10 protein-coding genes are annotated in these 19,889 nt (G+C 76.0%); 4 read left to right on the top strand and 6 right to left on the bottom strand.

The window, feature by feature from the left end; genetic code table 11:
- The first annotated feature begins 14 nt into the window (after positions 1-14).
- Both C892_RS0117695 and C892_RS0117690 read left to right on the top strand, forming a co-directional pair.
- Positions 15-1,001, top strand: coding sequence for a serine/threonine kinase C-terminal domain-containing protein (locus C892_RS0117695; protein WP_026124455.1), 987 nt, complete (start codon positions 15-17; stop codon positions 999-1,001).
- Positions 1,002-1,436: 435 nt separating this feature from the next.
- On the top strand, positions 1,437-1,913 hold the full coding sequence (locus C892_RS0117690; protein ID WP_017558269.1) for a hypothetical protein: 477 nt from the start codon (positions 1,437-1,439) through the stop codon (positions 1,911-1,913).
- On the opposite strand, the gene C892_RS0117685 is transcribed toward C892_RS0117690, so the two are convergent.
- On the bottom strand, positions 1,862-2,434 hold the full coding sequence (locus C892_RS0117685) for a DUF2867 domain-containing protein (protein WP_017540743.1): 573 nt from the start codon (positions 2,432-2,434) through the stop codon (positions 1,862-1,864). The two genes, C892_RS0117690 and C892_RS0117685, sit on opposite strands and share 52 nt — an antisense overlap.
- Positions 2,431-2,667: a hypothetical protein gene (locus tag C892_RS29140; protein WP_017558268.1), complete on the bottom strand. Its 237-nt coding sequence runs from the start codon at positions 2,665-2,667 to the stop codon at positions 2,431-2,433. Before C892_RS29140 ends, C892_RS0117685 begins: the two co-directional genes overlap by 4 nt.
- 189 nt (positions 2,668-2,856) lie before the next feature.
- Here C892_RS29140 and C892_RS29135 point away from each other — a divergent pair, with 189 nt between their 5' ends.
- Positions 2,857-3,225 carry a hypothetical protein gene (locus C892_RS29135; RefSeq protein WP_017558267.1) on the top strand — a complete coding sequence of 123 codons (369 nt, stop codon included), beginning with the start codon at positions 2,857-2,859 and terminating at the stop codon, positions 3,223-3,225.
- A 193-nt stretch (positions 3,226-3,418) separates the two neighbouring features.
- Complete coding sequence (locus C892_RS0117670) at positions 3,419-4,249, top strand: SAM-dependent methyltransferase (protein WP_017540746.1); 831 nt, start codon at positions 3,419-3,421, stop codon at positions 4,247-4,249.
- A 55-nt stretch (positions 4,250-4,304) separates the two neighbouring features.
- Here C892_RS0117670 and C892_RS0117665 read toward each other — a convergent pair whose 3' ends face one another.
- Genes C892_RS0117665 through C892_RS0117650 form a run of 4 tightly spaced genes read right to left on the bottom strand, consistent with a single transcriptional unit; the run spans position 4,305 to position 19,812 of the window.
- Entirely contained in the window at positions 4,305-7,625 is a 3,321-nt protein-coding gene (locus tag C892_RS0117665) for a right-handed parallel beta-helix repeat-containing protein (RefSeq protein WP_017558266.1), read from the bottom strand.
- A 55-nt stretch (positions 7,626-7,680) separates the two neighbouring features.
- Positions 7,681-9,294, bottom strand: coding sequence for a hypothetical protein (locus tag C892_RS0117660; RefSeq protein WP_017558265.1), 1,614 nt, complete (start codon positions 9,292-9,294; stop codon positions 7,681-7,683).
- A gap of 57 nt (positions 9,295-9,351) precedes the next feature.
- Positions 9,352-19,443, bottom strand: coding sequence for a WXG100-like domain-containing protein (locus C892_RS0117655; RefSeq protein ID WP_026124454.1), 10,092 nt, complete (start codon positions 19,441-19,443; stop codon positions 9,352-9,354).
- A gap of 6 nt (positions 19,444-19,449) precedes the next feature.
- Entirely contained in the window at positions 19,450-19,812 is a 363-nt protein-coding gene (locus tag C892_RS0117650) for a hypothetical protein (protein ID WP_017558264.1), read from the bottom strand.
- Positions 19,813-19,889: the final 77 nt, after the last annotated feature.

The following is a 19,889-nucleotide window of genomic DNA, read 5'->3' as shown; positions in this document are numbered from 1 at the left end:
GCCGAGGACGGGACATGACGATGAGCGACACGACGCACCGGGCCCGCTGGGACGCCGAACGCCAGCGCTGGGAGCGCGGACCGGCGGTGGACCCGTTCGAGGCCCTGGCGCCCGCGAAGGCGCCGAACGCCGGAGTGGTGGTCCTGGCGGCGGCCGCGATGGCCGCGTCATTGCCGTACATCCCGGTGAGCGACACGGGGCCGACCGTCGGCAGGCTCGGCGACACGAGCCCTCAGCGGCTTTGGGACGGCCCAGGGGACACCGGCCCGGCGCCGGAAGGCGGAACCGCCGGAGGAGGGGCCGGGGGCTCCGACGGCCACGACGGCCCGGGAACCGTGGGCCCTGCCCCGGACTCCGGAGGCACGGACGCGGCGGAGCAGGACGGTGGCGGCGGCCCGGACGGGGGCGGTTCCTCCCCCGAAGCGGAGGAGGACGCGGAGGACCGGGAGCGCGGCGGAGCGAGCGATGGAGCGGCGGACGACGACGGCGCCGTCCCCTCCCCGTCGGCCGAGCCCTCGACGGAGTCCTCGGCGGACCCCTCACCGGGCCCGGAGCCTGAGCCCGCAGCGTTCACCCTGGCCTCCCTGGACGGCTGGGAGCGTGTCGACGGCGACAGAGGAGCCGTCTTTCACTCCCCCGAGGAGGACGGCCTGTCCCTGGAGGTCGCCTGGGCGGATGAGGGGGACCCCACCCCCGCCGAGGCGCTGGACGACGCCGCGCGAACCCCGCTCATGGAGGAGGCGGGGTACACCGAGGAGCACTGGGCGGAGTGGGACGAGGCCGAGGGATGGGACGTCCACCGCGACGGCCCCCACCTGGAGTACACCCACGACGACGGCGAACCAGTCCGCGGCCTGGCCACGGCGGTCGTCGCCGACAACGGCGTGGTCTACAGCCTCACCGCCCTCGGGCCGGTCGATGACGCCGACCGCGCCGCGATCGAGCAGGTGCTGCTCGACGCAGTGGACGGTTTCGCCACCGGGGACGGGCAGGCGCGGTAGGCGGGGCGGGGCGGCCCCGACGGCCGCCCCGCCCCCTCCTCGCAGTGGTCGCGAAGCAGGGGCGGGGCCCAACGACCCGATGGGCGGGCTCGGCCCCGATCCCCGTGCCGGCCCGCCCACCCGACCGGCCCTCGTGGTCGTCTCCAGGACCGGGCCTTGCTCATCGCCTCCGCACCCGTGGGGCCGGGAGGGGCGCAGAGGTGTCGGGAGTCCCGCGGGCCCGGGCCGACGAAATCCCCGGTACGGCACTGCCGCCCGGGCCTCCGCCCGGTGTACCGGCTGTACCCGGCCTTCGAACGGACACGGACTCCATGAGCGCGGACGGCAGCGCATCGCGGGGCCATCGGGTCGCCCGAGGGCGGTGTGCAGGAGGTGAGCCGGACGGGGCGACGATGAGGTGTCCGGCGATCCGGAGGAGCTCTCCCTCTGGCGGAGGTGCGGAACCGATCGGCCGACACCTCCGCGCGCACGGTGCTCCAGACCGGGACGACCGGGGACGTCTACGTCGGCACGGAACCGGGACGGGCCCGCGGCGCCGCACACGGGGTCGAGGCCGCGTTGGCCACCGCGGCCCCCGTCTCCCTGGCCGACCCCCGGGCACTGGGCGTCCACCCCGCCCCGGCCGCCGCGGACGGCTCCCGGCTCGCCCCCTATGTCGACCGCGACCGCGACGGCGACATCCGGCGAGCGGTCGGCGCGGCGGACTCCGGCGGCGGCATGGTCCTGGTGACGGGCGACTCCGCGGCCGGAAAGACCCGCGCCCGGCCGCCTGCTGGTGGCCCCGCCCGGGGGAACGCCCGCAGGTCCGCCCGTCGCCCCCGGTCCCGGGGCCGCTCCGGCGCCGACGCCGGTCCCGGCGCTCAGGCGCTCGCGCGCCACCTCCGGTCGAAGCTGCGCATCAGGGCCGGGTAGACGAGCAGGTGCCGGAACGGCTTGATCGCGGCCATATAGACGGCGCCGAACCACCCGTTCGGCTTGACCAGGACCGCCATCCGCCCGTGGTGGCCGCCCGTGTCGTCGGGCACCCAGGACAGGTGCATGACCGTGTGCACCGTGCGGTTGGCCATCTCGGCGGCCCACTCGTTCTCTCCCAGGTACAGCGGGTCGAACCGCTGCAGGCTCGGGCCGGTCGGCCCGTCGCGCAACTCCTCCGGGAGCCGGTCGCGCAGCGAGGCCACCCGGGTGCCGAGGCCGTCCTTCTCGCGGTCCCACCCCAGCACCGCGCCCAGCCGCCACCGCGCGTTCCACAGGAACCGGACGATGCGCGGCGCGTCGTCGGGGAAGGAGCCCGCGGTCAGCGTCTCCAACAGGCGGGGGAACTCGTCCGGGCCGCCCGGCGTCGGGAGCGCCCACAGGTCCTCGACGGTGAAGTCGGGCGCGATCCGGTGGATCGCCCACGGGCGCGAGGTGTGCTCGGCGGTGTCCAGCCTCATTTCGTGTCCTCCTGGTCGCGGTCACCGGTCGGTGCCTTCTGCGCCGCCCGTGCCGCCCGTGCCGTCGGTGCGGACGATGCGGACGATGCGGACGCTGTGAACGGCGCGGAGGACGCGGGCGGCAGGCCGAGGACGCCGCGGACCGCCCCTTCGGTGAGGTCGGCGTCGTACGGCGCGCGTCCCGCGACGGCGATCGTGACCCCCTGCAGGGTCCCGAAGTAGGCCTCGGCCATCTCCTCGGGCGGCGGCCCCGGCGGGAGGGCGCCGCGCGCCCGTGCCTCGGCGATCCGCCCGCCCCACTCGACCCGGCCGGAGGACCGACCGCGGAGCCGGTCGTCACCGAGCGCCGGACGCCGCCGGAGGAGGTCGCCGCCCTGACCTCGTTCACCCGCTACGACTACGCCGACCTGTTCACCCTCACGATGGACCGGGGCACGGTCGGAACGCCCGAGGAGTGGCTGAGGGCCATGTTCGAGGAGGTGCTCGGCTCCTCGGCTCAGGTCCTGTGGCAGGGCGTGCTCGGGCTGCGCCTGCGCCCGGGCCCCTCCCCCGACCGCGTGGCCGGGTGGCGGATCTCCGGCCGCGGCGACGGGTGGGTCCGGCTGGAGGCGCCCGGCTGGATGATGAGCGACCAACTGATCATGGCCGTCGACGGCGACGAGGCGACGTTCGCGACCTTCGTGCGCTACAGGAACGGCGCCGGAAGGGCCCTGTGGTCGCGCCTGTCCGCCGTCCACCGCGGCTCGGCACCGGACCTGCTCCGAAGCGGCTACGAGGTCCTGCTCCGCTGAGCAAGCGGGAGCACCTGCGGCCGTGGGCCCCTGGCCCGCGGGTATGCGGGGCGGGGGCGGTCTCGCCTAACCTCGGAGAGCGGATCCCGGCCACGGGTGGGTCCGCCGGTGCGCAGGGGCCGGAGCACGGCCCCGGGTCCACGGCGGCGGGCCGGTCCCCTCCCCACCTCACCGAGCTAGACAGGTACCCCCCATGACAGACGGTTCGTCCTCCTCCCCGGCGAACGACGGCGCCCCGCAGGCCCCGCAGCCGCAGATCGACACGACGGTGCCCCACTCGGCCCGCATCTGGAACTACTGGATGGGCGGCAAGGACAACTACCCCATCGACCGCGAGGTCGGCGACCAGGTCATCGCGTCCTTCCCGCAGATCGTGGACCTCGCCCGGACCAGCCGGCAGTTCCTCATCCGCGTGGTGAGCCACCTGGCGGGCGAGGCGGGCATCCGCCAGTTCCTCGACATCGGCACCGGGATGCCCACGGTCGACAACACCCACGAGGTCGCCCAGTCGATCGCCCCCGAGTCCCGGGTGGTCTACGTCGACAACGACCCGCTCGTGCTGACCCACGCGCGCGCCCTGCTCGTCGGCTCCCCCGAGGGCGCGACCGACTACATCGACGCCGACCTGCGCGACCCCGACACGATCCTGCGCCAGGCGGCGAGGACCCTGGACTTCGACCGGCCCGTCGCCCTCATGCTCCTGGGCATCCTCGGGCACGTCCCCGCCGACGACATCATGCCGATCCTCCGCCACCTGCTGGACGCCCTGCCCTCCGGCAGCTACCTGGCGATGTACGACGGCACGAACACCAGCGACGCCTACAACGCGGCCATCGAGGAGGGAAACTCCCAGGGCGGCCTCCCCTACTTCCTGCGCAGCCCGGAGGACATCGCCGCCCGCTTCGAGGGGCTGGAGCTGCTGGAGCCGGGCGTCGTCCCGTGCCCGCTGTGGCGGCCGGACCCCATCGAGGTCGGCAACCGCCGCGGCATGGACCAGTACGGCGGGGTCGCGCGCAAGCCCTGACCGAGCGGGGCGGGCCGGCCGCACCTCCCCGCCCCGCTCCGGGCGCCCGGTCCGCTCAGGGGACGTCGTCGGGGGCCAGCACCACCAGGTCCTCCCGGCTCGGCTCGGCCACCGCGACGAGCCGCCCCGCCTGCCGGGTGATCATCTTCTCCATCACCTGGCGCGCGTAGCGGGCGTTGCCGAACGCCTCGCCCCTGGGGACCGCGTCGAAGTGCGCCAGCAACCGCTCGGCCGTCGCGTCCGGGATCCTGTACCCGCCCGTCTCGGCCATGCCCCGCACGATGGACACCAGCTCGCCGCCGCTGTAGTCGGTGAACGGCACCCGCTGGGCGAAGCGGGAGGCCAGCCCGGGGTTGGAGGCCAGGAACCGCTCCATCTCCGTGTCGTAGCCGGCGACGATCACCGCCACCTCGTCGCGGTGGTCCTCCATCAGCTTCACCAGGGTGTCCACCGCCTCCTGGCCGAAGTCGTTGCCCCCGCCGGCCGGGGTGAGCGTGTAGGCCTCGTCGATGAACAGCACCCCACCGCGCGCCTTCTCGAACACCTCCGCGGTGAGCTGGGCGGTGTGCCCCACGTACCGTCCGACCAGGTCGGCGCGGGCCGCCTCCACGGTCTGCCCGCCGGGCAGCACCCCCAGCGCGCTGAGCAGCCTCCCGTAGATGCGGGCCACCGTCGTCTTACCGGTGCCGGGCGGGCCGGAGAACACCAGGTGGTGGCTGAGCGTGGGCACCGGCATCCCCAGGTCCCGGCGCCGCGCCGCGGTGACGAGCACGTTCACCAGGTCGTTGACGACCTCCTTGACCTCGGCCAGCCCGGTCAGCGCGTCCAGCTCGGCGCGCAGCGCGGCGACCGCATCGGCCCCGCCCTCCGGCCCCGCCGCCGCGCCGCCGTCCAGGTCCTCGGGCAGCAGCAGGGTGAGCTCCGCCGGGTCGGCCGGGGGGTTCTCCCCCAGCCGGTGCGCCTGCCGGTCCACCATCTGCTCGAACACCTTGCGGGCCTCGCGCCCGTTGCCGAAGGCGGGCCCCTTGTGCATGCGCTCGAAGTGCCGCAGCAGGGCCGCGCGCAGCCCCTCGTCCAGCGTGTAGCTGTGCGCGGCGCTCTGGGCCTCCACGATCGCCACCAGCTCCTCGGAGCGGTAGTTGGGGAACGCGACGGTGCGGGCGAACCGGGAGGCCAGCCCGGGGTTGGAGGCCAGGAACCCCTCCATCTCCGGGCCGTACCCGGCGACGATCACCACCACGTCGTCGCGGTGGTCCTCCATCAGCTTCACCAGGGTGTCGATCGCCTCCTGGCCGAACCCGCCCCCGTCCTCGGCCGAGAGCGTGTAGGCCTCGTCGACGAACAGCACCCCGCCGCGCGCCTTCTCGAACACCTCGGTGGTCTTGATCGCGGTGGCGCCCACGTACTGGCCGACCAGGTCGGCGCGGGCCGCCTCCACGACGTGGCCGTAGCGCAGCACGTCCAGATCGGCCAGCAGCCGCCCGTACAGCCGCGCGACCGTGGTCTTGCCGGTGCCCGGAGGGCCGGAGAACACCAGGTGCCGGGCGACCGGCGGGGACGGCAGCCCCATCTCGGCCCGGTGGCGGGCCATCCGGTTCCGGTTGACCAGGGTCGTCACCTCGCGCTTGACGCTCTCCAGGCCGATCAGCGCCTCCAGCTCGGCCAGCGGCCCCGCGTCCCGGTCCTCGGCGTCGCCGTCCGCCCCGTCGGCGTCGCCGCCGGCGCCGACGGCCGCACCGGGCACGCCCGGCCCCCCGGCGCCCTCGGGGACCGCGTCCGGCCCGTACCGGTCCTCGTCGGCGTTGCCCTCGCTGACCAGCGACTCCGCGGTGACGTTCGCCCCGGCGACGGTCTGCCTCAGCCCGGCGCGGCCGTTGTCGCGCACCGAGCACCCGTCCACCAGCACGTCCTCACCGGTACCGACGAGCACCCCGTCGGCGCGGTTGCCGAACAGCTCGCAGGAGCGCAGCACCGCGCGGCCGCCCGCCGCCACCAGCGCCCCGTTGCGGCCGTTGCCGTGCGAGCGCATGCGCGTCGCGTTCACCTCACCGCCGGCGTGCACCGCCAGCCCGTCCCCGCCGCACCCGGCCACCTCGCCGTCGCGCAGGTCCAGCACGGCACCGGCCGCGGCGCTCACCCCGTTCTCCTTGGCGTCGACCACCCGCAGGCCGGTGAGGGAGGGGCGCGCGTCGCCCGAGGCGTGCACCCCGGAGCGCCGCACCCCCGTCGCCTCCAGGTCCTCCAGGCGGCCCCCGCCGCCGTCGAAGCGGACGCCGTGCCCGCGGACCCGCCGCACCCGGACCCTCCGCAGGAAGGGGGAGGACCCGGACAGCACCGTCACGCCGGCGCCGTCGGTGCCGTCCACGGTGAGGCGGTCGAACTCGGCGGTGGAGTCGTCGGCGACCACCACCCCCTCGGCCGCGCCGCCGTGCACGCCCAGCCCGGTGAACGCGGTGGCGGAGCGGCCGGTGACGCGCACCGCCGCACCCCCGGCGTCGCGCACCTCGACCCCGGTGAGCAGGCCGCGCGCCTTCTCCTCGGCGAGCACGCCCTCGCGGCCGCTGCGCACGACGGTGACCCGGTCGGCGCGCGGGTCGGTGCCGCCCCGCAGCACCAGGCCGCGGCCGGCCGCGCCGTGCACCTCCACCTCCTCCAGCCGCACCGCCGAACGGGAGGAGAGCACCACCCCGTCGTCGCGGACGTCGCGCACCCGCAGCCGGACCAGCTCCGGGGCGGCGTCCCCGTCCACCGCCACCGCGGGCTTGGCGGTGCCGGTGACCTCGCAGTCCTCCACGCGGCCCGCGCCGCCGCCGGCCGCGTACACGCCGTTGCCGCCGGCGTCGCGGATGGTGCAGCGCCGCACCCGGGGCGCCCCGCGCTCGTTGATGACCAGCCCGCTGGTGCCCACGTCCTCCACGACGCAGTCCTCGATGACGCTGGTCTGCGCCGAGGTCACCACGATCCCCGCCCCTTCGGAGCAGGTCACCCGGCAGTCGCGGAGCGCGAGCGCGCCGTCGTCGCGGGCCAGCACCGCCGCCCAGGCGGCGCCGTCCACCCGGCACTCGGCCAGCTCCACCTGCCCGGCGGCGGCGTCCACCACCGGCGCCTCGGGGTCGCGCCCGCGCAGGACCAGCCCGGTGAGCTTGACCGCCTCGGCGACGGAGGTGACCGCGCTCCCCTCCGCGCAGAGGATCTCCACCGACCCGGGCTCCTCGGCCGCCATCAGGGTGACCACGCGGGTCAGGACCAGCCGCTCGGCGTAGCGGCCCGGGGCCAGGGAGAGCACCGCGCCGTCGCCGGCCGCGGCCACCGCCTCGCCGATGGTCCGGAACTCCGCGCCGCCCGACGGGTCGACGGTGCGCACGTGAGGGGTCATCGAACTGTCCGTTCCTTTCTCTCAGCCGCTCTCCCTGCCGCGCCGGGGCGGCGGGTCAGCGGCACTCTGCCTCGATCACCGAGGCGGGCAGCGTCGGGTGCGGAGCGCCCTGGGGCGCGGCGCCGGCATTGGTCAACCGGACGGTGAAGGACCCGTGCACGTCCGAGAACTCGGTGACCGCCCAGTAGTTGCCGGGGTCGGGCCGCTCGATCTTGTAGACGCCGCGGTTCGGGCCCTCGGCCCGCTCGCCGTCGAACAGCTCGACGTTGGCGGGCTCGCCGCTGCCCCACAGCGGCGAGTCGCCGGCGATGACCAGCATCTTCAGCGAGCAGGTGGCGTCCTCGAAGCCGGGGGTGAAGGTCCAGGTCGCGGCGGTGTCGGTGTAGGCGTTGGAGTCGCCGCTCACGGGGAGGGCGTCGTAGCCGCCCGCGCACCCCGAACCGGTGTAGTGGCCGGAGCCGGCGCGCGTGACGCCCTGGCCGTGCACGGCGTAGGAGGCACCGGGGTCGGTACAGTCCGGACCGGCCACGGCGGAGTACGCGCGCTTCTGGCCGCCGCCCGCGCCCTCGTCCGCGCGCGTCGTCAGCGGGGCGGCGTCCTGGTCCTGGCCGCCGCCGTCGCCCGCGCCATCGCCGCCGCCGGAACCGGAGCCGGAGTCCTCTCCGCCGCCGTCGCCTGCGGCCTCCGGACCGCCGCCGGAACCGTCCTCGCGTTCGGGGGCACCGGACGCCCCGGAGCCACCGCCGTTCCCGCGGTCGCCGCCCGCGTCCCCGGCCGCGTCCTCGCCGGAGTCCGAGCCCCGGTCCTCTTCGGACCCCCCGGACCTCCCGCTCTCCCCGGAGCCCTCGCCGTCCTCGGTGCCCTTGGCTCCTTCGGCGCTCTCAGCGTCCTCACGGCCCTCCGACTCCTCGGCCTCCCCGGACTCCCCGGCCTTTTCCGAGTCGTCCGAACCGAGCAGGGGAACCCCGTCGAGCAGGGAGCCCATCTGCGTCTCGGCGTCCGGCCCGGCGCCGCCCGCGCCTCCGTCGCCGCCGTCGCCGGAACCGCCGTCGGCCGTCCCGCCGCCGCCATCGGAGCCGTCGCTCCCGCCGCCGGAGCCCCCGCCCTCGCCGTCGCGGTCCTCGCCGTCGACCGCGCCGGGCGCCTGCGGCAGCACGTCGGGCACGAACCCGCCCGGGTCCTGCCCGCCGCCCCCGCCCCCGGCACCGCCTCCGCCGCCGCCCTCGCCGGGGACGACCGGGGCGCCGCCCGCGGCGGGCGCCTGCGCCTGTGCGTCCGCCGTGCCGACGGCCGGGTCGGCGCCGCCGGCCCCGGCCTCTCCGCCGCCGGCCAGCCGCAGCCCCGCCTCGGAGGCCCCGAACGGCGCGGCGACCAGCAGCAGCCCGGCGATGGCGGCCAGCGCCAGCGTGGGCTTGCCCGGCCGGTGCGCGACCGCCGCGCTCTTGCCCTCGGTCGCGGTGGGGGCGCCGAACCGGCCGATGGCGGCGGTCAGCCCGGACAGGGCGCCGCCCGCGGGGGGTTCGGCCGCGGCCTCGGCGGCCCGGCCCGTGGGGGACGGCGGGGGCGGGGCGGACGCCGGGTCCGCCGCCCCCGGCGCGGCGCTCGGCGCCGGGTCGGCGGAGCTCGCCAGGGCTCCGGGCCTCGGGGCCTTCGCGGATTCTGCTGCCATGTGGGGGTTCCTCTCTCGGTGGGGTCGGGAGTGAGGTGGACGGGGAGGTGTCGCCGGTCAGTGCACGCGCTGCCCCCCTCCTGCCGGGTTCAGAGCCTGCTCGAAGGCCGCCTGCAGGGACGGCGCGTGCGCCGGAGGGCCGCCCCAGGCCGCGGCCAGGGCCCGGGCCAGACCGTCCAGCGCCTCGCGCTGGGCGGTCAGGGCCGTGTGCAGTTCGCCGCGGCGCTCGACCAGGTCGCGTAGGGCAGCCAGGACCTCGGGGGAGAAGACGGGGGCGCCGGCCGCCTCCCGCTCCCGCAGCAGGTTCAGGGCGCCCTCGGCCTGCTCGTGGTCGGCCTGCACGGTGTCGTCCCCGCGGTCCCACCCCCGGTCGGGGGCGGGACCGGTGCCCAGGTGCCGCCGGATCGCGGCGACGGCGTCGCGCACCCGGCCGTCCCAGCCGGCGGGGTCCAGGGCCGGGTCGAGCCCGAGCAGGTCCATGGCCTCGCGCGTGTGAGCGCCCTGGGCGCGGTCCTGCCCGCTCCGGGGGTCGCGGTCCAGGCCGAGGTGGCGGTCGAGCGCGTCGAAGAGCGCCTTCTCCTTCTCCGCCGCCTCGCTCTTGGCCTCGGCGACGGTGTCCCAGCGCCCCGCCGACCCGTCGCCGAGCAGCCCGTACCGCTCCGCCTGCTCGCGGGTGAGCCACACCTCGACCTCGGTCGAGGCGGTGACGCCGCGGGGGTGGGTGCGGGTCCGGCCGAAGGGGCCGCCCCGGCCTGCGGAATCGTGGGCGACCACCAGCGCGTCCATCGGCATCCGCACCAGGAACCGGCGGCCCTTGTCCTCCGGCGCGCCGTGGTCGGTGTGCAGGACGGTGGCGTCGTCCTTGCTCGTGCCGGCGCCGACGGGCGGCGCGGCGTTGCCCGCCGCGCTCTGGGACCCGTAGACCGCGCTCGGGGCGAACCCGCCCCGGTCGCCGCCGTCGAGGCCGCCCACGAAGTAGAGGTCGCCGGAGACCGGCTGGCTCTGTCCCCCGTCGTGCGTCCCGGACCGCTCCTCGCGGTGCGTCTTCTGCGTGTAGTGGTCGGTGGAGGCGTCCTCGTCGACGTCGATGATGCGGCCCTCCCCGGGCCGCAGCGACGTGTACAGGCGCGCGTCCGTCCCGGGGACGGCGAAGGGGCCGTCCCCGCCGCCGAGGAGCGGGGCGCCGTCACCGCCTCGCCCGTCGCTCCCCTCGCGCCCGCCGCCCCCGGCCGGGGGCGGTCCGCCCTGCGACCGGGCGAAGACCGACCGGAGCACCTGCTCCCCCGCGGCGGCGCGCAGCACCCCCGCGCGCACGCCGAGCCCGCCCTCCCCGGCGAGGTAGGCCTCCGCGGCGCCCGGGTCCGGCCGGCCGGGCCCGGGGGTCCACCCCTTCGCCAGGGCGGTGGAGACCACGAGGGCGTCGGCGATGCCCGGGCCGATGGACTCCGGCATCGGCACCTGCGGCTGCCGGTCGGCGGCGCGGTCGTCGCCGCCCCGCCAGGCGGCGCCGACCTGCTCCACCCGCGCCTGGTGGGCGTCCCTGCGGCCGTACTCGCGCACGGTGCCCGGCCCGGAGGCCGGCCCGCCGCCCGGGGCCATCGCGCTGACCGGGACGATCTCCTTCACCCGCCCGGCGGCGATCCCGCCGCCGTCGGTGATCGGTGCCTTGGCGTTGTTCACCGTCCCCTCGTGGGTGAGGGTGAACCGCAGGCGGACCGGGGCGTCCGCGGAGACCCCCGGCTCCTTCACCGTGCGGGCCCGGTTGTCGGTGGCGGAGTCGGCGCTCCCGTGGGTCCGGTCGACGCCCGCCTCCCCCACCTGCACCGGGCCCTGGGCGTTGAGCAGGTGCATCCGGGTCGGCGGCAGCGAGGGGTCCTCCCCCTCCTTCGCCCCGACCGGCAGCACGGCTCCGTCGAGCTTGGCCGTCACCCCGGCCCTGTTCCCCCCGGCCTGCGCACGGCTCGTCTCGTCGCTGTCGGTGTCGGTCCGCGAGGAGGACATCTGCGCTTCGACCTCTCCCTGCGAGGAGCCCGGCCCCCGTTCCAGCCGGATGCGCAGCCAGCCGCCGTCGGAGAACCGCTGGTTCCCCATCGCCCCCTTGTGGCGCAGGCGGACCCGCACCGGCACCCCCTCGCTGAACAGGGCCCGCCGCTGTCCGCGGGAAGAGTTGGGCGAGAGCGCGATGCGGACGTCGTGCTCGCTCTGGTCGGTGAGGACGTATCCCGCGTCCTCCACCCTGTCCTTGATTCCGGCGACGGCGCGGTCGACGTCCAGACCGCCCAGGGTGAGGCCGCGCGAGGCGCCCGGCCCCGGTGTCCGGGAGGTGAGCGCCTCGGGCAGGGCCCGTGCGGCGCGGAGCCGGGCGCCCAGCCCTTCGGTCCCGCGCAGAAGGCCCTTCGCGGCCAGGTCGACCACTCGGTAGCGGGTCTCCTCCTTGCCGGCGACGGTCCCGTCGTCCTCCTGCCCGCGCCGGTCGTCGTGCCCGTCCCGGCTCTCCCGGTCGTCCCCGCCATCCCGGGCATCCTGGCCGTCCTGAGAACCACGGCCGTCCCGGCTTCCAGGGCCGCGCCCACCGCCGCGGTCACCGCGGTCACCGCGGTCACCGCCGCCGTCGCGGTCACCGCGGTCGTTCCGCCCGTCCTGCCGGTTCCGGTCCTCCTGGGCCAAGTCCCTCGACCACGGCAGCGGCAGGCTCGCGATGAGGTTGGGACGCACCCGTGCCCGGGCCGCGAAGGTGTAGGCGACGTCCCTGACGACCCCGACGGTGCTGCCGGGCAGCGAGAACTGGTCTTCCTCGGTGAAGGTCTCGGTCTGGGCCCGGGAGTCGGACCGGGTCCAGCTCCACATCGCCCCGAGCACCCCGCCGAGGCGGTTGTAGTGGGCGGCGTCCCGGTCGGGCGAGCCCCGGAAGCCGAGGGTGAGGCCCAGCCTGTTGGAGAAGGACCGCCCTGACCCGACCGTGCGCTCGTTCTCCGCCTTGACCGTCAGGTCGAGGCCGCCGTCGCGGAACGCCTCCGAGGCCGCCATCCCCCGATCCTCCGCCGTGAGCCGCGCGTCCACGTCGGAGCGCCGGGTGACGGCGTCCTCGTACTGCTGGCGGATCGGCACGCCGCCGTTGCGCAACGCGTCGGACTCGGCCGCGAGCGACCTGGGCGAGGTGAGCACGGTGATCTGTCCGTCGACCGCGGACCCGGACCACAGCGCCCTGGCGTAGCCGGTCGCGCGCGACAGCGTCCTGCGGGCGGTGTCGAGGAGCCCGTCGCCGTCGCTCCGGGCCGAACGCGAGGCGTGCGGCAGGTCGGTGAGGACGTCCCCCTTCGCGGCGCCCTGCCGGACGTCCTCGTCGCGGCGGCCACGGAACGCGGCGTCGTCCGCCTCGGACCGGGCCCGCGCAGTGCGCTGCCGCGCATCCGCCTCGCTCACGCCCTCGAACCCGGCGTCGCGGACGGCCCTGCGGGTCCGCCCGAGCCGCTCCTCGGCCCGGTCGGCACGGCCGCGGGCCCGGTCGCGCTCCTCCGCGCGGTCCCGTACCCGCTGCTCGGCGTCGCGGACGTCCTGCTCGGCCCGGTCCCGGTCGCGCTCGGCCTCGTCGCGCCCTTCCGTCGCCTCGCGGAGGTCCCTCCCGGCCTCCTCACCGTCCTTCCCCGCCTGCTCGGCCTCGGCCTCCGCCCGACCGAGCCGCTTCTCGGCACCGCGCAGCCTCTCCTCCGCGCGCGCGACAGGTCCGCCGCCGTCCGCATCGGACACCCGCTCCGACGCATCCGGCGTCCGCTGCGGCTGACGGCCCTCTTCCGCCGCCCCGACGTCCTGCCCGCCCCGGCCCCGGAGATCTCCCCCGGGCTGCTCGCTCTCCTGTCCAGCCTGCTCGGCTTCTCTCTCCGGACGCGCCACCGGACCGCCGCCATCCGCGTCGGCCCCGCGGCCGGGTGCATTCGCCGTCCGCCGCGCCCGCCGCACGTCTTCCGCCGCCGCCTCGACGTCATGCTTCGCCCTCCCGACGGCCTCTTCGGCGCGCTCGGCCCGTTCCTGGGCCTCGGCGACCCGGTGCTGGGCGGCGTCCACCGCCTCCTGCGCCGCGTCGAACTCCCGACGCGCCTCCTCGCGGTCCGTTCTGACCCGGTCGGCCCGCGTCTCAAGGCCGTCGACCTCGTCCGCGATCCGGTCGGCCTCGGCGCGCTCGTCCCGCGCCTCCCTCTCCTGTCCCGGGAGGTCCATCAGCCCGCGCAGGCCCTCCTCCATCGTCCGCGCACGCCGGTCCGCGTGCGAGGGGTCGGGGGCCGTGCGGTCGCCCGCGCCGCTGTCCGTCGCCTCGCCCGGGAGCGGGCGGCCGACCGGGGTCTCCACCAGGAGCACGGGGCCGTCGCCGCCCATCCGCACGGGCTGCGGATCGCCGCCGGCCATCTCGACCTGGAACCCCGCGGTGTACGACCAGCTGTCGACGGGGCCCGAGTAGGAGGCGCCCCCGTGGATCGCGCCCTTGCCGGTGTCCAGGACCGATCCGGTCCACCCCGCCTCGGCCGCGTTGCCCGCCCCGCCCTCGGCGATGAACCAGGGCAGGCCTGCCGGGGTCTCCCCGTGCCGGTACTGGGCTTTGGCGCTCGCCTCACCGGTGATCTTGCGCCCGTGTTCGGTGCCGTCGGAGAGCGAGGCGTGCCCGGCCAGTGTCGAGGAGAGCGTCCCCTCAGCGCGCGTGCCGCGGTGCACGCCGTCGGTGAAGTCGGCGCGCACACGCAGGCTGAAGTGGTCGGCCCCGTCCTGCGAGCTCCGCTCGGCCATCAGTCCGAAGGCGTGCAGCGCCTGCCGCGTCGGCCCCGGGCCGACGCGGAAGAGGTTCCTGCCCCCCGACGGCCGCAGGTCGATCCCGACGCCCTCGCCCGCCAGCGCGTCCGCGTCCAGCGCCGCGCGCTCGACCTGCCGGTAGAGCCGCAGCGTGTTCTGCATCCGGGTGTCGCGCTTGTGCCACAGCCGGTTCCAGGCGTTGGGCCGGTTCCCGTCGCCGTCCGGCGGCAGCACCAGGTCCGGCCGCACCCGGTGCACCATCGCGTGGATGCCCCGCGCGACCTCCTGGGCGGGGGTCGCTCCGTCGGCCCCGCGGCGCAGGTCGCCGTTGCCCCAGCGCAACCCAACGGGGTGGGCCTCGCCGAACCCGTCGATCCGGGCCCTGCCCACGCCGAGCCCGCCGGGGGACGGACCGGTGTCCTCGCGTTCCCCTCGGCCGTCCCGGCCCCCGGAGCCACCGCCGTCCCGGTCAGGACCACCGGTCCCGGTCGTGCCGCCGTCCGTCCCTGCGGGGGGCGTCCATTCAGGGCCGGTCAGTGCCGCCGCGTCCTCGGCGGAGAGCAGGTCCAGGGAGACCATGGTGACCGTCTCCCGCCCGCCCTCGGTGGTGGTCACGGTGTACTGCCGTGTCACCCGGTACAGCGCCGAATGGTCCTCGGCCGAGGCGCCCCGGGCCCGCTCCGCACCGTGGTCGGTCCCCCGGCCCTGCTTATCGGTCCGCTGGTGGCCGACCTTCCCTCCGGCGCCGGCGCGGACGGTGGCTCCCGGCGTGGGGTCCGCGGTCGCCATCAGCCCGCCCTCGACCTCGAGGTCGAGCCTGCCGGTGCGGTTCGCGGTGGTCGTCGCCGACGCCGAGGTCTTGTCGGTGTCGCTGAAGGAGGTGTCGCCCAGGACCGGCCCCACCCGCTCATAGTGGACCGGACCGCCCCGCAGCTCGGTGCTCTCCATCCACTCCGGCCCGGTGAGGCTGTCCGTGTCCTTGCGGCGGAAGGGCAGCGCGAGCGACTCGCCCTGGTCGAGCCGTCCCATCGCCTCCTTGAGCTCCTTGCCGCCGAGCTGCGCCTTGAGGCGCGCACGCTCCCCTTCCTCCAGGGACGGCCGGTCCCGCCCGCCGCCGGTCATCCGGTCGGCGACTCCGCCGGTGTCGAGCACGGCGAGCGTGCGGCCGAACCTCGGCGCCCGCGCCAGCACCGGCCCGCGGGGCGCACCGATGGTGTCCGGCATCCAGGGCTCGGGCGCCTGCGACCTGCGCCCGGGCAGGGTGACCTCGTGGACGCCGGGGACGGTCGCGGTGTCCTCGCGCAGGAGGTCGCCGTCCGCCTCCCGGCCGTCGCGCAGGCCGAGGTCGATGCGGAGGTCGGCCGCGTACCCCTCGCCGTCGTCCTTGGCGTCGACGCCGCGCTTGACCTTGCTCTCCGCGGCCGTCTGGTACTGCGTCCCGCGCTGCCGCTGCGCCACGGCCGCCTTCAGCCGCAGGTTGAGCAGGGCGAGTCTGCTCGCGACCTCGCCGATCACCGTGAACGGGCCGGTGATGCCGAACTGCTTGCGGGACTGCTGCACGGCGTTCCCGCTCGTCTTGGCACGGCTCTCGTAGGTGGTCGTGGGACGCAGGGGCGGGTCGTCGAGGGAGCGCCAGGCGCGGGACACGTCCACGACCGCCGTGGCGCGGGTGACACCGTCGGCGGACACCACGGGGACCTCGACGGTCACCGGCCTCCGGCCTCCGCCGGTCAGGTCATGGTCGGTGAGACGGTTGCGCAGCAGGTCGAGACCGACGGCGGTGAACCGCCAGTCGTCGCCCAGCCATTGCCGGACGCGGTCCACCACGGCCGGGACGGGGTCGCCGACCGTGGTGCGGGAGCCGTCGTACCGACCGCCGCCGGTTCCCCCGCCCACCAGGGCGTCGAGCATCCGGGCCATGTCGTCGCCGACGGGCCGCCGGTCCTCTGGGGCCTCCCGGTCCCGGTCGTTCTCGTCCCGACGCTCGTCTTCCCTGCGCTCTTCCTCTCGATCCCGATTCTGGTCGGTGTCGAAGTCCCGGTCCTCGTGCGACGGCGGGCCGCCGGAGGGGTCCGTGCCGGAGGGGTCCGTGCCGGAGGGGTCCGCGGACCGTTCCCCCGAGCCATCGCCGGACCGCCCGTCGAAGGTGTCCATCTCGATCCACTCGCCGTCCGCCCCGTCATCGAGGGACTGGGTCGGAACCGGCGGTCCCGGCGGCGGGACCTCGGTGAGAGGTTCATCCGTGCGGTCGCGCGGGTCTCCCGAAGGATCACTCGGCGGCAGGTCCGGCCCCTCGGGCTCCCCGGGCCCGCTCTCGGTCCGGGGAGGAGCCGGGGGCTCAGGAGCGGGACGCCGGGCCTCCGAGCCGTCGTCGCTCCGTCGGTCCGTTCCGGTCCGCCGGTCCGCCGCTGCGGGCTGCCCGGCCGGAGGCGTCGCCTCGGGGCTCGGCCTCCGCGCCGAGGGCGCAGCGCCCTGGCCGTCCGGCGTGTTCCGCTGCGGCCCCTGGACGGCCGATCCTCCGCCGGCCCCCATGGGGACCGGGGCCGGAACCGGCTGCGGGGGACCATCGGTGCCGCCCTCGGTTGCCGCCCCCTGTTCCCGCCCCTGAGCGGTCAGCGGATCCTGGGAGCCGATGGCCTGAGGCTCCGCGCCGGCAGGCGGGAACACCCCTCCCCCATGTTCCTGGACGGGCTCCCGCTGCCCGGAGTCTTCACCGCTCTCCCGACCGCCGCCGACCGCGGAGCGGTCGGCGCTCTCGGTACCGGAGGGACCAGAGGGACCAGAGGGCACACCGTCCGCGTCCGGGGAGGAAGACGGCGGCTTCTCGCCCGTGTCCGGGGGCGCCTGGGCGTCGTTCCGCCCGTCGACCGAGGAGTCACCGGTCGCGGAGGGGCCGGACACGGCGTCACCGTCCGACGCCCGCGCCGTGTCCGCGGAACCGTCGTGCTCAGGCGCCTGCGGGGCGTCGGTGGGACCTCCGCTCTCCCCGCGCCGAGAGTCGTCGGAGACCTCGTCCTCTGTCTCTGTTCCGGGAGACTCCTCCCCCGTGCTTCCGGCGTCGGCGACCGTGCCGTCGCCGCCACGGCCGTCCCCCTCGCCGGAGCGCGAATCACCTCCCGGCAGCCCACCGCCCCCGGCGGCTCCGTTCTCCTCGCCCGGACCGGCGGATGTGCCGGATCCCCCGAATCCGCCGGTCCCCGCCGACGCGGAAGCACCGGTACCTCTTTCGTCGGGCACCTCCGTCGTGTCGGGCGCAGACGAGTCCTCCGACTGCCCCGACGGCCGCCCCGAGAGGGGCGGCTCCCCCGATGCCGGCGCGACGTCATCGGGCCGGCCACCGCCGGGCCGCGGGGGCGTCCCGGATCCGTCCGAGGGCTCGGGGGTCTCCGAGGACGTCGACACCTCCCGGGGCGGCGGAACGGCGCTTCCGGAATCCGCCCCGCCCTGCTCTGCGCCGCCGGGCGGGGTCCGGGTCTGTTCAGGTCCCCCCGACTCGTGCGAGCCGCCGGTCCCGCGCTGTTCCGGAACCGGCCGGTCACCGCCGTCGGAGGCGGACGTGTCCGTATCGTCCGCCGACGGGCCACCGCCGGGCGCACCGCTCCTGTCGCGGTCGCCCGTCGGTCCATCCCGGCCTTCGTCCCCGGAAGCGCCGCCTCCGGTCGCCTCCTGCTCTGGACCGTCCTCGCCCGGCCCCTCCTGGCCCAGGCCGTCCGTCTCCGAGGCGCCCTTCTCCGGGTCGCCTTTCCTGGCCTCTCCATCCCCGGAGGAGCCGGTGGACGCTCCGTCCGAGTCCGACGGAGCCGGGGGCTTGTCCTCTCCTCCCGAGGTCTCGACTTCCGTAGGAGGGCCGGGCAAGTCCGGGCCGGGTCCCCCGATCTTGTCGAGCATCGCGATGCCTGCCTCGGTCAGCCCCTGCTCGACTGCGCCCGAGACCGCACCGGAGACCGCCGACAGCCACGTCACCGAGAACGTGTTGTCCTCGCCGAACAGCAGGTTGTAGAAGCCTTCGGCGAGCATGCCCTGCCCCGCGTTGGCGATGGCCTGCGACGCGTACTGCGACAGCGCGGTCCTCCACGCGGACCCCACGTCGGCCAGACCGTCCTCGACGGCATCGGGTAGTCCCCGGGCCAGGATCTCCCGCGCGTGGGGCGTCAGGCCCGGCCCGGCGTCCGCCAGGACGTCGTCCAGCGCCTTGCCCAGGTTCTCCGACCCCCAGTTGCGCGCGAACGCGTCGCCGTAGTCCCGTCCGAGCCGCTCGGCCTGTTCCCGGCCGAGCGTGTCGCCCATACCGTCGGCGAAGGCCTGCCCCATCCGGTCTTTGAAGCGGTCCAAGTCGCCCGGTTGCGACCAGCCGGGCCCGGGGTTCTTGCCGTAGGGCGCCAAAAGGTGGGCGGCCTCGTCGCCGAACAGGTCACCGATGTCGTCGGCCATGCCCTTGCCCGGCGAACCGCTCTCCCCGGTGCCCCGCCCCGCGCCGCCGGCACCGCCTGCAGCTCCAGAACCATCGGCGGCGCCGTCGCCGTCTGCGTCACCGACGCCCTTGCCGCCCGACTCCGAACCACCCGGGCCACCCGAACCACCGGGGCCACTCGGGCCGCCCCGGCCGCCCGGACCACCGGGCCCGTCGAACAGCTCGTCCAGGTGCTTGATGATCGCCGGCCCCGCCGCGTTGCCGAGGAGCTCGTCGAACTTCTTGGCCAGCGCGCTGCCCCCGAACGCCGCCGCGGTGCCGAAGAGCCCGTCGAGCATCGCCCCCTTGGCGGCGTCCTCGGTCAGCTCGTCGTCCCAGGTGTCGCGGTTGCCCTGGTCGATCTGGATGCGCTGGATGATCGCGTCCAGCGCCAGCGCGAACATCTGGCTGATCGCCATCTGCTGCGCCAGCTCGGTGATCAGCCGGAACAGCACCCTGCCGATGATCGTGCGGGTGATCGCCTGGAAGAGCGGGATCTTGGCCAGTGAGGCACCGAAGGAGAACGGGGCCATCGCGATCGCCCAGGCGATCTCCGCGGCCAGCTGGATCAGCTGGCCGATGATCATCCACTTGGCGTACTGCACCTGCGTGGCCGCGTTGTCCACGTAGTCCCGCAGGCCCCGGGCGGCGGCCGCGCCCTCGCCCAGGTAGTTGCGCTCCCCGCCGACGAACTGGTTCACCGACTCGTCGAAGAAGTCGGCCGCGGTGGCGTCGAACTCCTCCCGGACCTTGTTCTTCAGGCGCAGCACGAACTGCGGCAGGTCGACGTCGAGCCGGTCCGCCGTGGTGCCGTAGACCGAGGCCAGCTCCCATAGCAGGTCCTCGTCGGCGTCGGGCCACTCCGAGCCGGTGAGCACCATGAACAGGGTGCGCAGCTCGTCGGGGGGCTGCATGCCCATGGGCCGCTACCGCCTCCCGGAGCCGGACGCCCCCGGGCCGGTGCCGTCGGCGCCGAGCAGCCCGTTCGCCCGGTCGATGCCGTGCTGCTCACTGAGCGCGAACTGGCGCGCGGTCTCGATGGTGCCCTCGGCGGTCTTGTCGAAGGCCTGCGCCAGGGCGCGGAAGAACGCGTCCAGGCCGCGCCGGGCCGGCAGGTACTTGGCCTCGAAGGAGGTGGCGATCTTGTCGCCCTCGCCCCACGGCCTGCCCAGCGTCTCGGTCCGGGCGGCCAACCAGCGGTGGATCTCGCGCACCTCGTCCCCGAGGGCGTACAGGTCCCCGCCGTGCTTGGCCACCGCGTCCGGGTCGACCGCGATCCGGTCGGCCATCGCCGTTCCTCCTTACCCGTCTCCTCCGGGCCGTGCCCCCGGCCCGCGCATCCGTCCCGGTCTCCGGCCCACTCGCC

It is taken from the genome of Nocardiopsis baichengensis YIM 90130 (genome assembly GCF_000341205.1).
In the GTDB taxonomy this organism is placed as follows: Bacteria; Actinomycetota; Actinomycetes; order Streptosporangiales; family Streptosporangiaceae; genus Nocardiopsis_A; species Nocardiopsis_A halophila.
Note: the sequence above shows the minus strand (reverse complement) of the source record. Positions and strands in the feature narration are given on the sequence as shown.